A 20,817-nucleotide genomic window follows, 5' to 3' on the forward strand; every position below is an offset into this window, starting at 1 on the left:
ATAAAAAAAGAACCATGAACAAACTCATTTATTTAGTAATCTTCTCTTTTTTTTCAACAGGTATCTATGCCCAAATGAAAGACCTTGTGCAATATGTCAATACACTGCAAGGTACCGACTCTCATTTCGGATTAAGTTATGGAAATACATATCCTACTACCGGTATGCCTTATGCCATGCATACGTGGTCTGCCCAAACAGGGAAAAATGGAGAAGGCTGGAAATATCAATATGCGGTAGATAATATCAGAGGATTCTGCCAGTCTCACCAATGTAGTCCGTGGATGAGTGATTATGCTGTGTATTCTTTTATGCCGATGGTGGGGAAATTAGTTGTTAATCAGGAGATGCGGGCAACAAAGTTCAGCCACGACAATGAAATAGCCAAGCCGCATTATTATAAAGTGACACTGGATAATGGTATTACTACCGAGATGGCTCCAACTACCCGTGGTGTACATTTGCGCTTTTCTTATCCCTCCACCGAGGACGCCTATCTGGTGATTGACGGATATACGGATATGAGTGAAATCAAGATTGATCCGGCAAAGAGACAAATCTCCGGTTGGGTGAATAACCAACGTTTTGTAAACAACTCTAAGACATTCCGTAGCTACTTTGTGGTGCAGTTCGACAAAGCATTTGAAGATTACGGTATGTGGGAAAATCAGAAAGATGAGATTTTTCCTAAAAAGTTGGAAGGAGAAGGCAAAGGCTATGGCGCTTATATCAAATTTAAAAAAGGAACGAAAGTACAGGCAAAGGCTGCCTCTTCTTACATCAGCGCAGAGCAGGCTGTGATTACACTAAATGACGAACTAGGTAAAGATAAGAATTTGGAGGCCACTAAAATACGCGGACAGAAAACATGGAATGAATTATTGAACAGAATCCAGGTAGAAGGCGGAACGGACGAGCAAATGAAAACTTTCTACTCCTGCCTGTTCCGTGCCAATCTCTTCTCACGCAAATTCTATGAACGTAAAGCTAACGGAGAACCTTATTACTATAGTCCCTATGACGGCAAAGTGTATGACGGGTATATGTATACGGATAATGGTTTCTGGGACACCTTCCGTTCTCAATTTCCACTGACCAACATTCTTCATCCTACCATGCAGGGACGTTATATGAATGCCTTGCTTGCCGCACAAGAACAATGCGGATGGTTACCTTCCTGGTCAGCTCCCGGAGAAACAGGAGGAATGTTAGGTAATCATTCTATTTCGTTGCTGGCAGATGCGTGGGCAAAAGGAATTCGGACTTTTGATCCGGAGAAAGCCCTGAAAGCCTATGCACACGAAGCCATGAATAAAGGTCCTTGGGGAGGTGCCAACGGACGTGGTTTCTGGAAAGAATATTTTGAACTGGGATATGTTCCTTATCCGGAATCAATGGGATCGAGTGCACAGACAATGGAATATGCATACGATGATTTTTGTGGCTACCAACTGGCTAAAATGACCGGAAACAAACATTATCAGGAAGTCTTTGCCCGTCAGATGTATAATTATAAAAACGTATTCGATCCGTCTATCGGTTTTATGCGTGGAAAAAGCGTTGATGGTAAATGGCAGGAACCGTTTGATCCTCTGGAGTGGGGCGGACCTTTCTGCGAAGGTAACGCCTGGCATTATACGTGGTCTGTATTCCATGATGTAGAAGGATTAATAGACTTGTTCGGAAGTGATGAGAAGTTTACCACCAAGATGGATTCGGTATTTACCCTTCCCAACACTATTAAACCGGGAACTTACGGAGGAGTGATCCATGAAATGAAAGAAATGGAACTGGCAGGTATGGGACAATATGCACATGGCAATCAGCCGATTCAGCACATGCCTTATCTGTATAGCTATGCCGGTCAGCCATGGAAAACACAGTATTGGGTACGTCAGATTGTTGAAAGACTCTATAATTCAACAGAAAGAGGATATCCGGGTGACGAAGATCAAGGCGGTATGTCATCTTGGTATATATTAAGCTCATTAGGCATCTATGCCGTTTGTCCGGGTACGGATGAGTATGTGATTGGCAGTCCACTATTTAAGAAGGCTACCATAACGCTGGAAAACGGCAATAAATTCGTGATTGAAGCGAACAACAACAATAAAGAGAATGTCTATATCCAGTCTGCTACTTTGAATGGACGTGTATTGGATAAGAATTTTATAAAATATGACGACATAGCAGACGGTGGTATGCTTCGTTTTGAAATGGGAAGTCTGCCGAATAAAGAACGATGTACATCGAAATATGCCGCTCCTTTCTCTTTGTCGAAAGAATAAGAAACTAAAAAAGTGTAACGAGAATACAGTATGAAAAATAAAGTTTTAACAGGTTTATTATTGGTTTTGATTGGAGGGTGGGGGAGTCTCTCGGCGCAGAGCGCCGGGAGTAATTATGCCCGTCAGGTAAATACCCTGATAGGAACGAAGGGCGTGGGCTTGACTTCGGGATATCTTTATCCCGGAGCTACCTATCCTTATGGAATGGTGCAGTTCACCCCCTCTTATTTTTCCAAACGTTCCGGGTTCGTCATCAATCAGTTGAGTGGTGGCGGTTGTGAGCACATGGGTAACTTTCCTACTTTTCCGGTAAAAGGTAAACTGAAGATGTCTCCGGACAATATTCTCAACTACCGCATCAATATTTCTGAAGAAAAAGGACACGCCGGTTATTATGAAGCAAAGGTACAGGAAGATATCCATGCAAAACTGACAGTAACCGAAAGAACCGGTATGGCGAGTTATGAATATCCGGCCGATCAGCAATATGGTACGGTAATTATCGGTGGAGGTATTTCCGCAACTCCGATAGAGCAGGCCGCCATCGTCATTACTGCGCCGAACAAGTGTGAAGGATATGCGGAAGGTGGCAATTTCTGTGGCCTCCGTACACCGTATAAGGTCTATTTTGTAGCAGAGTTTGATACGGATGCGTTGGAATCGGGAACATGGAAAAGAAATGAGCTGAAACCGAACGCGACTTTTGCCGAAGGAGAATATTCCGGAGTCTATTTTACTTTTGATGTGAATAAGAAGAAAAATATCCAATATAAGATTGGAGTTTCTTACGTCTCGGTAGAGAATGCACGCGAGAATCTGAAAGCGGAGAATACCGGATGGGATTTCCTTCAGATTCAGAATCAGGCAGAATCCAAATGGAATCATTACTTGGGTAAGATCGAAGTAGAAGGAACTAATCCGGATCGTACCACTCAATTTTATACCCATCTGTATCGTTCATTCATTCACCCGAACGTATGCAGCGATGTGAATGGAGAATACATGGGAGCTGACTTCAAAGTGCATAAATCCCGTTCCAAACACTATACTTCTTTTAGCAACTGGGACACCTATCGTACACAGATTCAGCTATTGTCAATCCTTGATCCTGAAGTAGCCTCTGATATTGTTATTTCTCACCAATTGTTTGCCGAAGAAGCTGGTGGTGCTTTTCCGCGTTGGGTGATGGCTAATATAGAAACCGGAGTAATGCAAGGAGATCCAACTCCTATCTTGATATCCAATGCTTACGCTTTTGGTGCCCGTAATTATGACCCGAAACCGATTTTCAAAACCATGAGAAAAGGAGCGGAAGAACCGGGAGCAATGTCACAGGAGGTTGAGGCTCGTCCGGGACTGAAACAGTATTTGGATAAAGGATATTACAACGCTTCTATACAACTGGAATATACTTCCGCTGATTTTGCAATCGCCCAATTTGCCTTACATGCTGTAGGAGATGAGTTTGCAAGCTGGCGTTATTTCCATTTCGCACGTTCATGGAAGAATCTGTATAACCCGGAAACCGGATGGTTGCAATCACGCAATCCGGATGGTTCGTGGAAACCACTGACTGAAGATTTCCGTGAATCGACCTATAAGAATTATTTCTGGATGGTGCCATACGATATTGCCGGTCTGATAGAAATCATCGGAGGCAAAGCAGCCGCAGAAAAACGCCTGGATGAATTCTTTACCCGCCTGGATGCCGGTTACAATGATGCTTGGTTCGCTTCCGGCAATGAACCGAGCTTCCATATTCCTTGGATATACAACTGGGTAGGAACTCCCTATAAAGCACAGGAGATTATTAACCGTGTATTGAATGAACAGTATTCAAGTAAAATTGATGGTCTGCCGGGCAATGATGATTTAGGAACGATGGGTGCCTGGTATGTATTCGCTTGCATCGGACTTTATCCCGAAATACCGGGAGTGGGAGGCTTTACGGTGAACACTCCGATATTCTCATCTGTAAAAGTTCATTTGAAGAAAGGGGATATGGTGATAAAAGGCGGTTCGGAAAAGAATATTTATATCAAGTCCATGAAGCTAAACGGTAAACCGTATGACAGTACATGGATCGATTGGGACCAACTGAATAATGGGGCTACAATAGAATATACTACCTCGGCTAAGCCGGACGTGAAGTGGGGAACTAAAGTGACTCCTCCCTCTTTCCCTTAAAGCAAACCAACGAGGTATATAAGTTTATATCATAAATTTAGGCACGGATTACATAGATTAACGCTTAAAATTATTTTGCAAGAGTACTTATTTATAATATCAAACGTAAGAATGAAAAGAAAACTACAAAACATAGCTTATTTACTGATGGCTGCCGCATTAGTCACTTCATGTGGCGAGAAGAAGCAGACATCTGGATTCCCGGATTGGGCGTGGGCAGATTTCCAGCGTCCGGAAGGTGTTAATCCGATTATCTCTCCTGACACTACGACCCTTTTCTATTGTCCGATGCGACGAGACTCAGTAGCATGGGAAGCGAGTGATACATTTAATCCGGCTGCTACTGTTTATAATGGGAAAGTAGTAGTCCTCTACCGGGCTGAAGATAACTCGGCAACCGGTATCGGATCACGTACCTCCCGTTTGGGATATGCCTATTCTGACGACGGACTACACTTCAAACGAATGTCCCTACCCGTATTTTATCCGGCAGACGACAGCCAGAAAGAGCTGGAAAATCCCGGCGGTTGCGAAGACCCCCGTGTTGCCGTAACAGAAGACGGACTTTACGTAATGCATTACACACAATGGAACCGCAAACAGGCGCGTTTGGCAGTAGCTACCTCGCGCGATCTTCAAACGTGGGAAAAACATGGACCGGCTTTCGCAAAAGCATACAACGGAAGATTCATAGATGAATTTTCCAAATCTGCCTCTATCGTAACCAAATTAATCGACGGCAAACAAGTGATTGCCAAGATTGACGGCAAATACAGGATGTATTGGGGAGAAAAGTTTGTGAATGTAGCCACTTCCACAGACTTGGTCAACTGGGAACCAATGTTGGATGAAAATGGAAAATTCCTGAAAGTGATGGCTCCCCGCGCAGGTAAGTTCGATAGTGACCTGACCGAATGTGGTCCTCCTGCCATTCTTACAGAGAAGGGAATCCTGCTACTTTATAACGGCAAAAATAAGTCGGGCGCCGAAGGAGATACACTGTATACTGCCAACTCTTATTGCGCAGGACAAGCCTTATTTGATGCCAAAGATCCTACTAAACTAATCGATCGCTTGGATAAACCTTTCTATATTCCCGAATCAGATTTCGAAAAGAGCGGACAATATCCAGCCGGAACCGTATTTATAGAAGGGCTTGTATTCCACAATCAGAAATGGTTCTTATATTATGGCTGTGCCGATTCACGTGTGGCAGTTGCCGTATATGACCCTCTCAAAAAATAAAGAAAACGTTCATGAAGAAGATAACAATTTGTAAAATATAGATTAAGACATGAAAAAATTATTTGTATTGATTGCTGCGGCTTGTATGACATGTACTGCTGCGTTTGCACAAACTGTGAAACCTTTTAAGGAAGGTGAGAGAGCAGTGTTTTTAGGAAATAGTATAACAGATGGCGGTCATTACCATTCATACATCTGGTTGTATTATATGACTCGTTTTCCGGATATGCCTATCCGTGTGTTCAATGGTGGCATTGGTGGAGATACGGCGTATGATATGAACAAACGCCTGGATGGTGATATCTTTGCGATGAAACCTTCCGTGTTGATGGTTACTTTTGGTATGAATGATTCCGGATATTTTGAATACAACGGCGATAAACCTAAAGAATTCGGAGAGCAGAAATATCAGGAGAGCATAAAAAATTATCGGCAGATGGAGAAACGTTTTCAGGAGCTTCCTGATACCCGTATCGTGATGGTTGGAACTTCTCCATACGATGAAACTGTACAACTGAAAGAGAATATGCCATTCAAGACAAAGAATGAAACCATCAAACGGCTCGTTGAATATCAGAAAGAATCGGCAGCTAAAAATAATTGGGAATTTACTGATTTAAATGCTCCTATGGTTGCTTTGAATCAGCAATACCAACAGAAAGATCCTACATTTACTCTTTGTGGAAGCGACCGTATTCACCCCGACAACGACGGACACATGGTGATGGCCTATCTTTTTCTGAAAGCCCAGGGATTTGCAGGTAAGGAGGTAGCGGATGTGGAGATTAATGCTAATAATAAACAAGCCGTTAAGTCGGAGAACTGTACCGTTTCCAATATAAAGAAGAACGGAAAAGACTTGAGCTTTGACTATCTGGCAGGTGCTCTTCCTTATCCGTTGGATACTATTGCCCGTGGTTGGGGACAGAAAAAGAGCCAGGCAGAAGTGTTGAAGGTTGTTCCTTTTATGGAAGAGATGAACCGTGAAACGTTGAAAGTAACAGGGCTGAAAGGCAATTATAAATTGTTGATAGACGATGAAGAAATAGGAACCTGGAGTGGAAATGAACTGGCAAAGGGGATTAATCTTGCGGCTGAATCCAAAACTCCCCAATACCAGCAGGCATTAACGGTTATGCACCTGAATGAATATCGTTGGGAGATTGAAAGAACATTCAGAGAATATGCGTGGTGCGAATTCGGCTTTTTCCAGCAAAAGGGATTGTTGTATGCTGATGACAGAAAAGCGATCGAGGTGATGGATGAAAACTTGGATAAAAACGTTTGGTTGAAGGGACGTCGTGATATGTATTCAAAGATGATGTTTGAAGCTGTCCGTGATGCTCGTCAACAGGAAATGGATGTTCTTATCAATAAGATTTATGAAATAAATAAGCCTGTTGTAAGAAAGGTTTTACTTAGAAAGATATGATGTGATAGCAACGTAGAAATACGATAGAATTCTCACCGTAATGAGAAAAAATACTCATACCTATGGAAATATATTCTCATAGGCATGAGTATTTTTTCTCATAGGGATAAGTATGGTTGAGAATTGAATTTTAATTTTTTTTCCAAAAGTCGGAAGTAAAAAGTAGTAATACTGTAAATAACTCCAAACGTCCCAAGAGCATTAAAAAAGAGAGCAGCCATTTGGCAGCATCCGGCAGTTCACTCCATGAAAAGGCCGGACCACATGTGCCGAGTCCCGGTCCCATATTGCCTATACTTGAGATTACTGTTCCGATTGATTCCAAAAAGCCTACTCCTAGGCCCATCATGACAAGTACACTGATAATAACAATGACCGCATACAAGAAAGTGAAAGCTAGTACGGTAGACTGTATAGAAGGGGAAATGACTTGCTTGTTTATTCGTACCGGGAGCACGGCATTAGGGTGAAGAATATGCTTGAATTCGTTTTTTGCAACCTGAAGCAAAATAACCATACGAATACATTTGATACCTCCGGTTGTACTGCCGGCACAAGCTCCGATGATCATTACTATTACAAGACATCCCCAAAGGATAGAAGGCCATAGCATATAATCGGCTGTGGCAAATCCCGTAGAAGTTTGCAAGGAAATCACTTGGAATAGTGATTTACGGAACGCTTCTTCTATGGAGATAGAAGAAGTCTGATGGAGCCAGACTGCAATAAATATAGTAAAAAAGGAAACACACAAGAAATAGAATTTCAGTTCTGCGTCATGAATGAACTTTTTTATTTTTCCATTGAACATCAACAGTAATAGCGTGAAGTTGATACCCGAAAGAAACATGAAAGTAGAGATTACATAATCGATATAGGGTGAGTGATAATATTCAATACTCGCTTGTTTGGTAGAAAATCCGCCAGTGCTGGTAGTTGTGAAAGCATGGCATATACTATCGAATACGCTCATACCACCAAATGCTAATAGGACAATTAATGTTCCCGTCATTCCGGCGTAAATCCCCCAAATCCATTTGGCAGTGATACCAATACGGGGATGTACTTTGTCATGAGTAGGGCCGCTGGCTTCTGCTGCAAACACCTGAATTCCACCCACACCGAAAATCGGTAGAACGGCGATGGTGAAGAATACAATACCCAAACCACCTATCCATTGCGTCATAGCCCGCCAGAAAAGTATTCCATGAGGCATTGACTCTATATTATTTAAAATAGTGGCACCCGTGCTGCTGAACCCGGACATCGTTTCAAAGAATGCATCCGTGATACTTGGGATATATCCTCCTATATAATAAGGTAGCATTCCGAAAAGAGAAAAGGTAACCCATGCTGCACTGACTATGACATATCCGTCACGGCGATTCAGGGATTTCACTGCATCTTTCCCGATAGCGAGCAACAAAACCCCGATGCAGGCGGTGATGGCTGATGAAATCAGGAAGCTCTGCAAGTCGTTCTCTTTATAGAAAAGAGAGACCCCTCCACAACATAACAGCATGGCTGTTTCTATCAGAAGCAGAAAACCCAGAATCCGGAATATCATCTTCGAGTTAATCATAGACAAGTAATTTATTTAATAATACTTGATACTTACTTAGTTAAAGAACTTCTCAATCTTTTTAATCATCATGCTTAGGCAGAATACGACTACATGGTCGCCGGGACGGATTTGCGTATCACCTGTCACCAGGATACCTTCTCCGTTACGGATCATTCCTCCGATGGTGGTGCCTTTGGGAAGTCCCAGGTCTTTAATCAGGTGTTTGGTTATTTTAGCCCCTTCCGGTACAGTGAATTCGGCAACGTCCGCATTGGCAAAAGTCAGGCATTTCACGTTAGACACGTCGGCATCCAGCATCATTTGGTAGATGTGGCTGGCAGCAATCATTTTTTTATTGATAACCGTGCCGATGTCGAGACTCTCTGCCATACCGATATAGTCGATATTCTCCACTTCTGCCACCGTCTTTTCCACTCCCATACGTTTGGCGGCGAGACAGGCCAGAATATTCGTTTCCGAGTTGCCGGTCAAGGCTACAAATGCTTCGGTATTCTTTAGACCTTCTTCGATAAGCAGGTCCATGTCGCGACCGTCTCCGTTGATAATCATTGTCTTATCATCCAGTAGTTCTGTCAGGCGGTTGCAACGGTTCAGGTCATTATCCACTATTTTCACCTGCATATAGTCCGGCACATATTGTGCGGTACGGACTGCGATACGGCTACCTCCCATAATCATTACATTGCGTACGTCGGCATAGTCTTCTTTGCCGGCTATCTTACGTATATAAGGAATGTATTTGCGGGTAGTGGTGAAATAAACAATGTCATGCAATTTAATAACATCGTCTCCGCGAGGGATAATCGTTTCCGTTCCGCGTTTGATAGCTACTACGTGGTAAGGAATGTTGGGGCCGCCTAGCTGATGCAGCGGTATATTCAGGATTTCAGCCTTTTCGCGCATCTTCGTACCAATCAGGATCAGCGAACCTCCACAGAACTCCCACCATTGGCGTACCCAGCTCATGCGCATGGAAGATACGATTTCTTTAGCAGCCAGCATTTCCGGGTAAATCAGAGAATCTACTCCCAGTTTCTGGAAAAACTCTTTATTTTTAGGCAGAAGATATTCATAGTTGTCGATACGCGCCACTGTCTTTTTAGCTCCCAGGTTGGTGGCCAGCATACAGGCAGTCATGTTGCGGCTTTCGTCCGGTGTGACTGCGATAAACAGGTCGGCTTCTTTGACGCCTACTTCTTTCAATCCGGAGATGGAAGAAGGAGAAGCGGCAACAGTCAGCAAGTCAAAGTTGGCGCTAAGAGCACTTAGTTTCTCTTCGTCATCATCCATCAAGATAATATCTTGCTTCTCGCGCGATAACAGCTTGGCCAAATGGGTGCCTACGTTGCCGGCACCGGCAATAATAATCTTCATGTCAATTGATAAATTCTTTTATTTTAGTCAGAATTCCTTCTTCATCCATGCCGCACAGTTGGTACAGTTCGGCAACTGAACCATGTTCTACAAATATGTTAGGGATACCGATACGCTTCACGGTCGGTTTGTATTCGTTGTCTGCCATAAATTCGAGGACAGCGCTACCCATACCGCCTCTGATAATTCCATCTTCGATGGTCAGGATACGTTGGAATTTACGTCCTGCCTCGTGCAACAGCTCTTCATCCAGTGGTTTCAGGAATCGTAAATCGTAATGAGCGATGGACAGTCCTAAATCAGCTTCTGCCCGGGTGATGGCACGGGCGGCTATGTTTCCTATCGGTCCGATAGTAATCACTGCAAGGTCGCTACCCTCTTTCAGTTTTCGTCCTTTTCCTACCGGAATTTCTTCCAGCGGACATTTCCAGTCCACCAGTACGCCGCGTCCACGGGGATAACGGATCACGAACGGTCCCTTGTCCGGCAATTGTGCCGTATACATCAGACGACGTAATTCGTGTTCATCCATGGGGGAACTGATAGTCAGATTAGGGATCGGACGTAAACATGCCATATCAAAAGCCCCGTGATGAGTGGGACCGTCTTCGCCAACCAGTCCGGCGCGGTCGAGACACAAAACAACAGGAAGATTCTGAATCGCTACGTCGTGGATGATATTATCATGCGCCCGTTGCATAAAAGAAGAATAGATATTGCAGAATGGTTGCAGTCCGTCTTTTGCCATTCCTCCGGAGAAGGTAACTGCATGTCCTTCGGCAATACCGACATCGAAAGCGCGTTTTGGCATTTTCTCCATCAATATATTCATCGAACAGCCGCTGGGCATGGCGGGAGTGACACCGACAATCTTCGGGTTGGCTTCGGCAAGCTCCACCAGTGTATTTCCGAATACGTCCTGGAAAAGCGGGGGCATTCCTTCGGTGTTGACAATGAAACGTTCGCCGGTGACGGGATCGAATTTGCCGGGAGCATGCCATTCGGTGGCGTGTTTCTCTGCCGGTCCGAATCCTTTACCTTTGATAGTATGCAGATGCAGGATTTTAGGTCCTTGCATATCTTTGATATCACGTAATACTCTTGCCAGGTTCTTTACGTCGTGTCCGTCTATCGGGCCGAAGTAACGGATATTCATCCCTTCAAAAATATTCTGTTGCTGTGCAGCCATCGATTTCAGGCTATTTCCGAAACGGATGAGCGCTTTGCGGCGTTCTTCGTTTAAAATGCCAAGCTTGAACAGCATGCGCGAGAGCTTGAAACGTAACTGATTATAGCGGTTGGAAGTTGTCAGGTTGAAAAGATACTGTTTCATGCCTCCTACGCTGCGGTCGATTGCCATATCATTGTCATTCAGGATAATGAGCAGGTTGTTCGACGTGGCAGATGCATTGTTCAGTCCTTCAAAAGCCAGTCCGCCACTCATTGATCCGTCGCCGATAATGGCTACTACATGGCGTTTGGCGTCTCCTTTCCGGGCGGCTGCGACAGCCATACCGAGAGCGGCAGAAATAGAATTGGAAGCGTGTCCGCACGTGAAAGTATCATATTCACTTTCTTCCGGAGACGGGAAAGGGCGGATTCCTCCGAGTTTCCTGTTTGTAGAAAATGCTTCACGGCGCCCTGTAAGAATTTTGTGGCCGTATGCCTGATGTCCCACGTCCCATACAATACGGTCATAAGGTGTATTATAGACGTAGTGCAGAGCTACGGTCAGTTCTACGGTCCCCAGGCTGGCTGCGAAATGTCCGGGGTTGCAGCAGAGTTCTTTAATAATGTCTTGCCTTAGTTCACCACATACTTCCGGCAGTTGCTCCACGTTTAGTTTTCGCAGGTCTTCAGGATAGTTGATCGTATTTAGCAAGTTATATATCGGTTCATTCTTCATGATTCGAGGAAATTTAGTGCAAAAATACGAAAAGAAAGTATATTCGGCCTCCTTTTTTTATAAAATCTTATCCGGCATAGAGACGTATCTGTTTTTCCATACTCCCTAAGATCATTGAATCGTGAGGAAAAAGAGGGCGGAAATAGTTTTTTGATTACTTTTGCACATGAAACGTAATGAAATGATGGAAAATCGTATGAACTTTCAAACATCTGTAGAATTACCTGCCGGGATGCCATCTGTCAGTCATGCAGACCATATTCTTCTGATGGGGTCCTGTTTTGCGGAAAATATCGGACGGCAATTGATGGATGCCGGATTTCAACTGGACCTGAATCCTTTTGGTATTCTTTATAATCCTTTATCCGTCTCATCTGCTTTGAGGGAGATTATAAGGAATAAGGAATACAACGAACAAGATTTGTTTGCCTACAAAGATTTATGGCATAGCCCGATGCATCATGGCTCTTTTTCGGCTTTTACGCCCGAAGAGACATTGCATACAATAAATTCACGCCTTCACCATGCTTATAAGAAACTGCCGGAGTTGAACTGGCTGATGGTGACAATGGGGACTGCCTATGTTTATAAACAAAAGGAGAGTGGACAAGTGGTAGCCAATTGCCATCAGTTGCCGGAAAGTCATTTCTTGCGTTACCGGCTAACTGTTGAAGAAATTGTAGAAGATTATACAGCACTCATCACCGAAATGGCCGCCCGGAATCCGAAACTAAAATGGCTGTTTACAGTCAGCCCGATCCGTCATATACGCGACGGGATGCATGCCAACCAATTAAGCAAATCGACTCTGCTGCTCGCCATCGACCGATTGCAACAACTGTTCCCGGAGCGAGTGTTCTATTTCCCCTCTTATGAAATCATATTAGACGAATTACGTGATTATCGTTTCTATGCCGACGACATGTTGCATCCGTCTCCTTTGGCGATTCGTTACCTCTGGGAACGCTTCTCCGAAACCTTCTTTTCTGCTGAAACAAAGAAGGTTATCGTAGCTGTGCAAGACATCCGCCGGGACTTGGCGCACAAGCCTTTTCATCCCGAGTCAGAGGCGTATCAACGCTTTTTAGGACAAATAGTGTTAAAAATAGAACGACTTATCGGAAAATACCCGTACTTAGATTTTCAAAAAGAAACAGAACTATGTCATATGCGATTGAATCCATAGCCAAAAGTATCGGTGCCCGCCGTGTGGGCAAACATAAAGCGACTATTGATTGGCTGTTAACAGACAGCCGCTCTTTGAGTTTTCCGGAAGAAACTCTTTTTTTTGCTTTAACTACCAAACGAAACAGCGGAGCCCGTTATATTCCCGATTTATACGACCGGGGCGTGCGTAATTTTGTAATTACGGAAGAAGACTTTAAATTAATTGAGAATGGAGAGTTGAGAATGGAGAGCTCTATGCAGCATGATGGTGCGCAGCCAACTATCAATTCTCAACTATCGACTATCAATTTTCTTATCGTTCCCAATCCTCTGAAAGCTTTGCAGAAGCTTGCCGAAGCACATCGTGATAAATTTAAAATCCCTGTGATCGGTATCACCGGCAGCAATGGAAAAACCATTGTGAAAGAGTGGTTGCATCAGTTACTTAGCCCGGATCGTTGCATCGTTCGTTCTCCACGCAGCTATAATTCGCAGATCGGAGTCCCACTTTCTGTGTGGCAACTTTCTGAAGAAGCCGAACTGGGTATTTTCGAAGCCGGCATTTCCGAGATGGGAGAGATGGGAGCTTTGAAACGAATGATTAAGCCTTCCATTGGTATTCTGACCAATATCGGTGGTGCTCATCAGGAAAACTTCTTCTCCTTGCAAGAGAAATGTATGGAAAAGCTGACGCTTTTCAAAGACTGTGATGTCGTGATTTACAACGGCGATAACGAGTTAATCAGCAATTGTGTCGCAAAATCAATGCTGACGGCGCGTGAGATTGCCTGGAGCCGTACCGACATTGAACGTCCGTTGTATATCAGCCGTGTGACCAAGAAAGAAGATCATACCGTCATATCCTATCGTTATCTGGAGATGGATAATACTTTCTGTATCCCTTTCATTGATGACGCTTCTATTGAGAATGTACTGAATTGCCTGGCAGCTTGTCTTTACCTGATGACACCTGCCGACCAGATAACCGAGCGGATGGCCCGTCTCGAACCGATTGCTATGCGTCTGGAAGTGAAAGAAGGAAAGAATAACTGTGTATTGATTAATGATAGCTATAATTCAGACTTGGCATCATTGGATATTGCTCTCGATTTCCTTGTACGCCGCTCGGAAAAGAAAGGCTTGAAACGGACGCTTATCCTGTCGGATATACTGGAAACCGGACAAAGTACCGCTACGCTTTATCGACGTGTGTCGCAATTGGTACAGAGCAAAGGTATCAATAAACTGATTGGCGTAGGGCAGGAGATATCTTCTTGTTCCGCCCGTTTTGATGATGATCTCGAACGCTACTTCTTCCCTAATACAGAAGCACTCCTTGCATCCGATATATTCAAGTCACTTCATTCGGAAGTAATCTTGGTGAAAGGTTCCCGTGTGTTCAACTTTGATTTGGTATCCGAAGCCCTCGAATTGAAGGTACATGAAACCATTCTCGAAGTAAATCTCGGAGCGATGGTAGCCAATCTAAACCATTACCGTTCTATGCTCCGTCATCCGGAGACAAAGGTGATCTGTATGGTGAAAGCATCAGCTTACGGAGCCGGTTCATATGAAATAGCCAAGAGTTTACAGGAACACCATGTCGATTATCTGGCCGTAGCCGTTGCCGACGAAGGTTCCGAACTCCGCAAGGCAGGTATTACCGCTTCTATTATCATTATGGACCCGGAACTTACTGCATTTAAAACCATGTTTGATTATAAGCTGGAACCGGAAGTTTATAATTTCCATCTGCTCGACGCACTTATCAAAGCTGCGGAAAAAGAAGGAATCACCAACTTCCCCATTCACGTGAAACTCGATACGGGTATGCACCGACTCGGCTTTGCGGTGGAGGATATTCCATTGCTTATCCGTCGACTGAAGAATCAGAGCGCGGTGATTCCCCGTTCAGTATTCTCTCATTTTGTGGGAAGTGATTCGTCGCAGTTCGACGGTTTCACCCGCGGACAGATTGAATTGTTCGAGAAAGGCTCGCAAGAATTACAGGCCGCTTTCTCTCATAAGATTCTCCGTCATATCTGTAATACGGCAGGAATCGAGCGTTTTCCCGAAGCACAGTTCGATATGGTGCGCTTGGGAATCGGACTTTATGGAGTTAGCCCGATAGACAATTCGATTATACACAATGTAAGTACGCTCAAAACCACCATCCTTCAGATTCGGGATGTTCCTCAAGATGACACAGTAGGATATAGCCGGATGGGACATTTGGTACGCCCTTCCCGCATTGCTGCTATTCCTATCGGTTATGCGGATGGACTGAACCGTCACTTGGGACGCGGCAACGCCTATTGCCTGGTGAACGGAAAGAAAGCTCCTTATGTCGGGAATATCTGTATGGACGTCTGCATGATCGATGTGACGGATATTGATTGTCGGGAAGGCGATCAGGCTATCATCTTCGGCGATGATCTGCCGATTACGGTGTTGTCCGATAAGCTGGATACGATCCCTTATGAAGTGCTGACAAGTATATCGACACGGGTGAAGCGGGTATATTATCAGGATTAGAACTTTCTAATAACCCTGTGTTGTCATAAAAAACAGGGTTAATCCATGTAACCTGTGGTGAAAATGATTATATTTGCAGCAACTATTAAAAACCTCTTATATCAAATAAACTTATGACAAACTTATTATTGTTAGGCTTTTTGCCTAGTGGTTCCGAATGGATTATTATTGCTTTGGTTATCCTTCTTCTTTTTGGTGGAAAGAAAATTCCTGAACTGATGCGCGGATTAGGCAAAGGCGTAAAGAGCTTCAAAGACGGTGTGAATGAAGCGAAAGATGAAATAAACAAGGCAAAAGACGAGTTGGACAAACCTGTAGATCCTTCTAAGAACTAAAAGAGTACAACATACGGATGGCAGAAATGACCTTTTGGGATCATTTGGACGAATTGCGTAAGGTACTTTTTCGAGTAGTTGGAGCTTGGTTTGTATTGGCGATAGGCTATTTTATTGCTATGCCCTACCTCTTCGACCATGTAATACTTGCGCCTTGCCACAATGATTTCATATTCTACGATTTATTACGGCATATCGGTAAAACATTTGATTTGACTGATGACTTCTTCACGCAACAATTTTATGTGAAGCTGGTCAATATCAACTTGGCTGCTCCTTTCTTTATTCACATGTCGACTGCATTTTGGATGTCGGTAGTGACGGCTATGCCTTATATCTTTTTTGAAATATGGCGTTTCATCAATCCCGCCCTCTATCCGAATGAGAGAAAGGGCGTGCGTAAAGCATTGACTATCGGAACATTGATGTTCTTCATCGGTGTACTGCTAGGTTACTTTATGGTTTATCCGCTGACTCTCCGTTTCCTTTCTACTTATCAGTTGAGTTCGGAAGTGGAGAATATCCTGTCGCTCAATTCTTATATCGACAATTTTATGATGCTGATTCTCTGCATGGGATTGGCTTTTGAACTTCCATTGGTTACATGGCTGCTTTCTTTAATGGGAGTGGTCAACAAGTCCTTCCTGCGGAAATACCGCCGTCATGCGGTTGTCATTATAGTGATAGCAGCTGCTATTATTACTCCGACAGGAGACCCGTTCACCTTGAGTGTTGTAGCTATTCCACTTTATCTGTTGTACGAGATGAGTATTTTGATGATAAAGGACAAGAAGAAAACAGAAGAGGAAGTTGAAGATGAAGCTGGAGATGAAGTTGCCCTGTCCGAAGAGTGAAGCGATAGAATCTTATGAAATCCTTTTAGCAGTTTGCCGGGCGGAAGATACTTATCTTGCCGTAGGATATAAGCAAATGCGCGACTTGCTGGAGCGTATTTGTCGTGCGCAAATGCAAAACGAAAGTTTACAGATGACCGACCTTTCCGCACGAATCAGTTTCGTGGCGGCTAAGGTCGGTCTCTCTGTTGCAGAGCAGAACCGGCTGCATACTTTCCGGCTCACTTCGAATGCTATTCTGAACCGCCAGCAGGAGCCCAACCGGGAACAACTCTTGCGCGATGCGAAAACGTTAGCTTTCTTTATTCGTAAACTCCTGGAAGAGGATATTCCCTTGGAGCTATACCGGTTACTTCCGCGTGCGGATGCCACCTACCTGGTTGCGCCCCCTGCCCGCGAACGGGTGCAGCGGATGCGTGTCTGCTTCCAGTATGCTGATGAGCAATATTTGTATGTGACTCCCTTGGATGAAGTCTCGGAGAAACCATATCTGGTTCGTTATAATATTCCTCAAATGAATGAAGAGTTTGCAGAAACGTGCAAACTGCTTTGGCGACATGCCCAAGTCAATTTATTGGATGTTGCAGTGGATGAGACAGGAATCCTGACTCCTTCTTTCATTGTACTCGAACCGGATTATTTACTTGATATCAGTTCTCTGGCAGAGTGTTTCCGTGATTACGGGCATCATCCGGCCAATTATTTTCTTTCCCGTCTTCAACCGATCGAAAATGCCCGACCTCTGTTACTGGGAAATATAGCCAATCTTTTCCTGGACGAATGGATTCATGCGAAGAGTGAAGATATAGATTATCGTACCTGTATGCAGAAAGCTTTCCGGCGTTATCCTATTGAATTGGCTGCCTGTTCCGATTTGCGTGACAAAGAGAAAGAACGCCAGTTCTTTGAGGACTGTAAACTGCACTTCGATCATATTCGTGAAACGGTCAATGATACCTTTCATGCAGCCGGTTATGAACTGGACAAGACAGATGCCGTGCTCGAACCGTCTTATATCTGTGAAGCACTTGGACTTCAGGGACGTCTTGACTATATGCAGCGGGATATGTCTTCTTTCATAGAAATGAAATCCGGTAAAGCGGATGAATACGCTATCCGGGGGAAGGTAGAACCGAAGGAGAATAATAAAGTACAGATGTTGCTTTATCAGGCAGTCTTGCAATATTCAATGGGAATGGATCACCGGAAAGTGAAAGCCTATTTGCTTTATACCCGTTATCCGCTTCTTTATCCTTCCCGTCCTTCGTGGGCAATGGTACGTCGGGTGATTGATTTGCGTAATCGCATTGTAGCCGATGAATATGGCGTCCAATTGCGGAACAGCCTGGAATATACGGCACAAAAACTGGAAGAAATCAATGCTTCCACCTTGAATGAACGAGGATTGAAAGGACGTTTTTGGGAAACATACCTGCGTCCCTCTATTGATAACTTTCAATCGAAACTAAAAGCTCTTTCCCCACTGGAAAAGAATTACTTCTATGCGGTTTACAACTTCATTACAAAGGAACTTTATACCTCAAAATCCGGTGATGTGGATTATGAAGGACGTACAGGGGCAGCTTCTTTATGGCTTTCTACATTAGCGGAGAAATGCGAGGCAGGAGAAATTATTTATGATTTGAAAATAAAGGAGAATCATGCTGCCGATGAACATAAAGCCGGACTTACTTTTTCTTTCTTTAAAAAGGAAAAGGCTGGGAAAACTTTGTTGAATGAAGCTGCCGTAAATGATATTACTGGGGATAAAGCTATTGGAGATGATATTACTGGAGATGAAACCTCTGAAAGTAAGACTGTCAGAAGTGAAGCTCTTGAAACAGAGACTTTTCTCCCTAATTTCCGTCAAGGCGATGCCATTATTCTTTATGAACGAAACTGCGATACAGATAACGTCACCAATAAAATGGTTTTCAAAGGCAATATCGAGTACTTGACAGAAAATGAAATAGGTATTCGCTTGCGTGCCACCCAGCAGAATTCATCCGTACTTCCTGCCGAAAGCCTTTATGCGATAGAACATGATACAATGGATACAACATTCCGCTCGATGTATCAGGGCTTATATGCTTACCTTTCTGCAAAGAAGGAGCGTCGTGACTTATTGCTGTCACAACGTCCTCCGCGGTTTGATGAATCATTGGATTCCATGATTTCCCGTTCGGAAGACGATTTTACGCGAGTTGCTCTGAAAGCAAAAGCCGCACAGGATTATTTCCTTCTTATCGGACCTCCGGGAACGGGTAAGACTTCGTGTGCCCTGAAGAAAATGGTGGAGACTTTTCATGCAGATAAAGATGCGCAGATTCTTTTGCTTTCATATACCAACCGGGCTGTTGATGAAATCTGTAAGTCGTTGGCTTCTATTGCTCCGGCAGTTGATTTTATCCGTGTGGGAAGTGAATTATCATGTGATGAAGCCTACCGCGGACATCTGATTGAAAATGAATTATCCTCTTGTAACCGTCGTTCGGAAGTTTACGAACGCATCCGGAATTGTCGGATTATGGTGGGAACGGTAGCGGCTATTTCCGGTAAACCGGAACTATTTCGTCTGAAACATTTTGATGTAGCCATTATTGATGAGGCTACCCAAATTTTGGAACCGCAGTTGTTAGGCATCCTCTGTGCACGTGGAGAAGACGAAAAGGATGCGATAGATAAGTTTGTGTTGATCGGAGATCATAAACAACTGCCTGCTGTAGTGCAGCAAAAGACGGAGCAATCGGTCATTTATGATGAATCTTTACTGTCTATCGGGTTGACCAATCTTAAAGATTCCTTGTTTGAACGCCTCTACCGGAACTGTACTGCAACGGTTCAACATATATTGTCTTCATCGGAGCAGTCGTCTCCATTGGAACAATCATATCCATCATTCGCAGCTCAGCGCTCCTGCGATATGCTGTGTCGCCAAGGGCGAATGCATCCGGAAGTTGCTTTGTTTGCTAATCGTGCTTTTTATGGAGGGCGTCTGATCCCTGTCGGCCTGCCTCACCAAACAGAATCATCCGATACTATTTGTCGTTTGGCTTTTTATCCCTCTGTACCCGAAAAGGTGGGAGCATCTGCAAAGATCAACTATTCGGAGGCGCGCATTGTTGCCGACTTAGCTGTTCGCATTTATGAAGATCATCAGACAGATTTTGACGAATCCCGTACTTTAGGAATCATTACCCCTTACCGGAGTCAGATAGCACTGATTAAAAAAGAAATAGAATCATTAGGTATTCCGGTTCTGAACCGAATCTTGGTTGACACGGTAGAACGGTTCCAGGGAAGCGAACGTGATGTAATAATCTATTCCTTCTGTGTCAACTACCCTTACCAACTAAAATTTCTATCCAATTTGACGGAAGAAGAGGGTGTCTTGATCGATCGGAAACTGAATGTAGCCTTGACCCGTGCAAGAAAACAGATGTTCATCACGGGAGTCCCCGAGCTACTCGAACGCAACCCACTCTACAAAAGTTTATTAAAATTAATAGAAGGCTCCTGAAAAATTGCATCATTTTTGCAGATGTTAGTTTTTATTCTCTCTTTATGCGATTCATTAACACCTCTATATTGAACAAACGCCTATATTTGCAACACGTTTTTTTCATAGAGATTTAGATTTAAGGTTAGAAGAATTGTGGAAGTCGTGAGACTTCCCTTTTTTTCATCTTAACGTTTACTATACTTCATTATAGGAATGCAAAAACACTGTTTTTAGTGTTTCGGTTAAAAAATTTGCAAGAGGATGATGCAGGATAAGTAAACCTAAAAAGCCTTCTTCGTGAGAAGAGGCTTTTTTATTTTTCATTTTTTGAATAATTGGTTAGAAAACAAAAGAGTAACTCGGCGACGAGTTACTCTTTTGTTTTCTAACGATTCTATCTGTACGAA

At 43.7% G+C, this 20,817-nt stretch carries 12 protein-coding genes; 9 read left to right on the top strand and 3 right to left on the bottom strand.

Annotated features, from left to right (window positions below; all coding sequences use genetic code 11):
* Positions 1 to 14: 14 nt before the first annotated feature.
* From GD631_RS09270 to GD631_RS09285, 4 genes are all read left to right on the top strand, one after another.
* Positions 15 to 2,288, top strand: a complete 2,274-nt coding sequence (locus tag GD631_RS09270; protein WP_143260404.1) for a GH92 family glycosyl hydrolase — start codon at positions 15 to 17, stop codon at positions 2,286 to 2,288.
* A gap of 30 nt (positions 2,289 to 2,318) precedes the next feature.
* Positions 2,319 to 4,475 (top strand): GH92 family glycosyl hydrolase, encoded by a 2,157-nt coding sequence (locus tag GD631_RS09275; RefSeq protein WP_143260405.1) that lies wholly within the window; start codon positions 2,319 to 2,321, stop codon positions 4,473 to 4,475.
* A 111-nt stretch (positions 4,476 to 4,586) separates the two neighbouring features.
* Positions 4,587 to 5,720 carry a beta-1,2-mannosidase gene (locus GD631_RS09280; RefSeq protein WP_143260406.1) on the top strand — a complete coding sequence of 378 codons (1,134 nt, stop codon included), beginning with the start codon at positions 4,587 to 4,589 and terminating at the stop codon, positions 5,718 to 5,720.
* A 49-nt stretch (positions 5,721 to 5,769) separates the two neighbouring features.
* Positions 5,770 to 7,152 (top strand): SGNH/GDSL hydrolase family protein, encoded by a 1,383-nt coding sequence (locus GD631_RS09285; RefSeq protein WP_143260407.1) that lies wholly within the window; start codon positions 5,770 to 5,772, stop codon positions 7,150 to 7,152.
* Positions 7,153 to 7,282: 130 nt separating this feature from the next.
* Here GD631_RS09285 and GD631_RS09290 read toward each other — a convergent pair whose 3' ends face one another.
* From GD631_RS09290 to dxs, 3 genes are read right to left on the bottom strand one after another with little or no spacing between them, the layout of a single operon-like run.
* Positions 7,283 to 8,734 carry a TrkH family potassium uptake protein gene (locus GD631_RS09290; RefSeq protein ID WP_143260408.1) on the bottom strand — a complete coding sequence of 484 codons (1,452 nt, stop codon included), beginning with the start codon at positions 8,732 to 8,734 and terminating at the stop codon, positions 7,283 to 7,285.
* Between the two features lie 36 nt (positions 8,735 to 8,770).
* On the bottom strand, positions 8,771 to 10,111 hold the full coding sequence (gene trkA, locus GD631_RS09295) for a Trk system potassium transporter TrkA (protein ID WP_143260409.1): 1,341 nt from the start codon (positions 10,109 to 10,111) through the stop codon (positions 8,771 to 8,773).
* A gap of 1 nt (position 10,112) precedes the next feature.
* Positions 10,113 to 12,017, bottom strand: a complete 1,905-nt coding sequence (gene dxs, locus GD631_RS09300) for a 1-deoxy-D-xylulose-5-phosphate synthase (protein ID WP_143260410.1) — start codon at positions 12,015 to 12,017, stop codon at positions 10,113 to 10,115.
* A gap of 166 nt (positions 12,018 to 12,183) precedes the next feature.
* Here dxs and GD631_RS09305 point away from each other — a divergent pair, with 166 nt between their 5' ends.
* The 5 genes from GD631_RS09305 to GD631_RS09325 all read left to right on the top strand — a co-directional run bounded on the left by GD631_RS09305 (position 12,184) and on the right by GD631_RS09325 (position 20,428).
* Complete coding sequence (locus GD631_RS09305; RefSeq protein WP_223225941.1) at positions 12,184 to 13,203, top strand: GSCFA domain-containing protein; 1,020 nt, start codon at positions 12,184 to 12,186, stop codon at positions 13,201 to 13,203.
* Positions 13,179 to 15,719: a bifunctional UDP-N-acetylmuramoyl-tripeptide:D-alanyl-D-alanine ligase/alanine racemase gene (locus GD631_RS09310; protein WP_143260411.1), complete on the top strand. Its 2,541-nt coding sequence runs from the start codon at positions 13,179 to 13,181 to the stop codon at positions 15,717 to 15,719. Before GD631_RS09305 ends, GD631_RS09310 begins: the two co-directional genes overlap by 25 nt.
* Positions 15,720 to 15,832: 113 nt before the next feature.
* Positions 15,833 to 16,054 carry a twin-arginine translocase TatA/TatE family subunit gene (gene tatA / locus GD631_RS09315; RefSeq protein ID WP_004301497.1) on the top strand — a complete coding sequence of 74 codons (222 nt, stop codon included), beginning with the start codon at positions 15,833 to 15,835 and terminating at the stop codon, positions 16,052 to 16,054.
* Between the two features lie 17 nt (positions 16,055 to 16,071).
* Positions 16,072 to 16,908, top strand: coding sequence for a twin-arginine translocase subunit TatC (gene tatC / locus GD631_RS09320; protein WP_185911611.1), 837 nt, complete (start codon positions 16,072 to 16,074; stop codon positions 16,906 to 16,908).
* The gene (locus GD631_RS09325; protein ID WP_143260432.1) at positions 16,871 to 20,428 is read left to right on the top strand and encodes a DEAD/DEAH box helicase family protein; all 3,558 of its coding nucleotides are present in this window, start codon (positions 16,871 to 16,873) and stop codon (positions 20,426 to 20,428) included. The genes tatC and GD631_RS09325 overlap by 38 nt, the downstream gene beginning before the upstream one ends.
* The last annotated feature ends 389 nt before the right edge of the window (positions 20,429 to 20,817 follow it).

Source organism: Bacteroides luhongzhouii, from assembly GCF_009193295.2.
GTDB lineage: Bacteria > Bacteroidota > Bacteroidia > Bacteroidales > Bacteroidaceae > Bacteroides > Bacteroides luhongzhouii.

Coding starts and splice junctions, on each gene's coding strand:
- GD631_RS09270 (WP_143260404.1), top strand. CDS start 15: ATGAACAAACTCATTTATTTAGTAATCTTCTCTTTTTTTTCAACAGGT.
- GD631_RS09275 (WP_143260405.1), top strand. CDS start 2,319: ATGAAAAATAAAGTTTTAACAGGTTTATTATTGGTTTTGATTGGAGGG.
- GD631_RS09280 (WP_143260406.1), top strand. CDS start 4,587: ATGAAAAGAAAACTACAAAACATAGCTTATTTACTGATGGCTGCCGCA.
- GD631_RS09285 (WP_143260407.1), top strand. CDS start 5,770: ATGAAAAAATTATTTGTATTGATTGCTGCGGCTTGTATGACATGTACT.
- GD631_RS09290 (WP_143260408.1), bottom strand. CDS start 8,734: ATGATTAACTCGAAGATGATATTCCGGATTCTGGGTTTTCTGCTTCTG.
- trkA (WP_143260409.1), bottom strand. CDS start 10,111: ATGAAGATTATTATTGCCGGTGCCGGCAACGTAGGCACCCATTTGGCC.
- dxs (WP_143260410.1), bottom strand. CDS start 12,017: ATGAAGAATGAACCGATATATAACTTGCTAAATACGATCAACTATCCT.
- GD631_RS09305 (WP_223225941.1), top strand. CDS start 12,184: ATGAAACGTAATGAAATGATGGAAAATCGTATGAACTTTCAAACATCT.
- GD631_RS09310 (WP_143260411.1), top strand. CDS start 13,179: ATGTCATATGCGATTGAATCCATAGCCAAAAGTATCGGTGCCCGCCGT.
- tatA (WP_004301497.1), top strand. CDS start 15,833: ATGACAAACTTATTATTGTTAGGCTTTTTGCCTAGTGGTTCCGAATGG.
- tatC (WP_185911611.1), top strand. CDS start 16,072: ATGGCAGAAATGACCTTTTGGGATCATTTGGACGAATTGCGTAAGGTA.
- GD631_RS09325 (WP_143260432.1), top strand. CDS start 16,871: ATGAAGCTGGAGATGAAGTTGCCCTGTCCGAAGAGTGAAGCGATAGAA.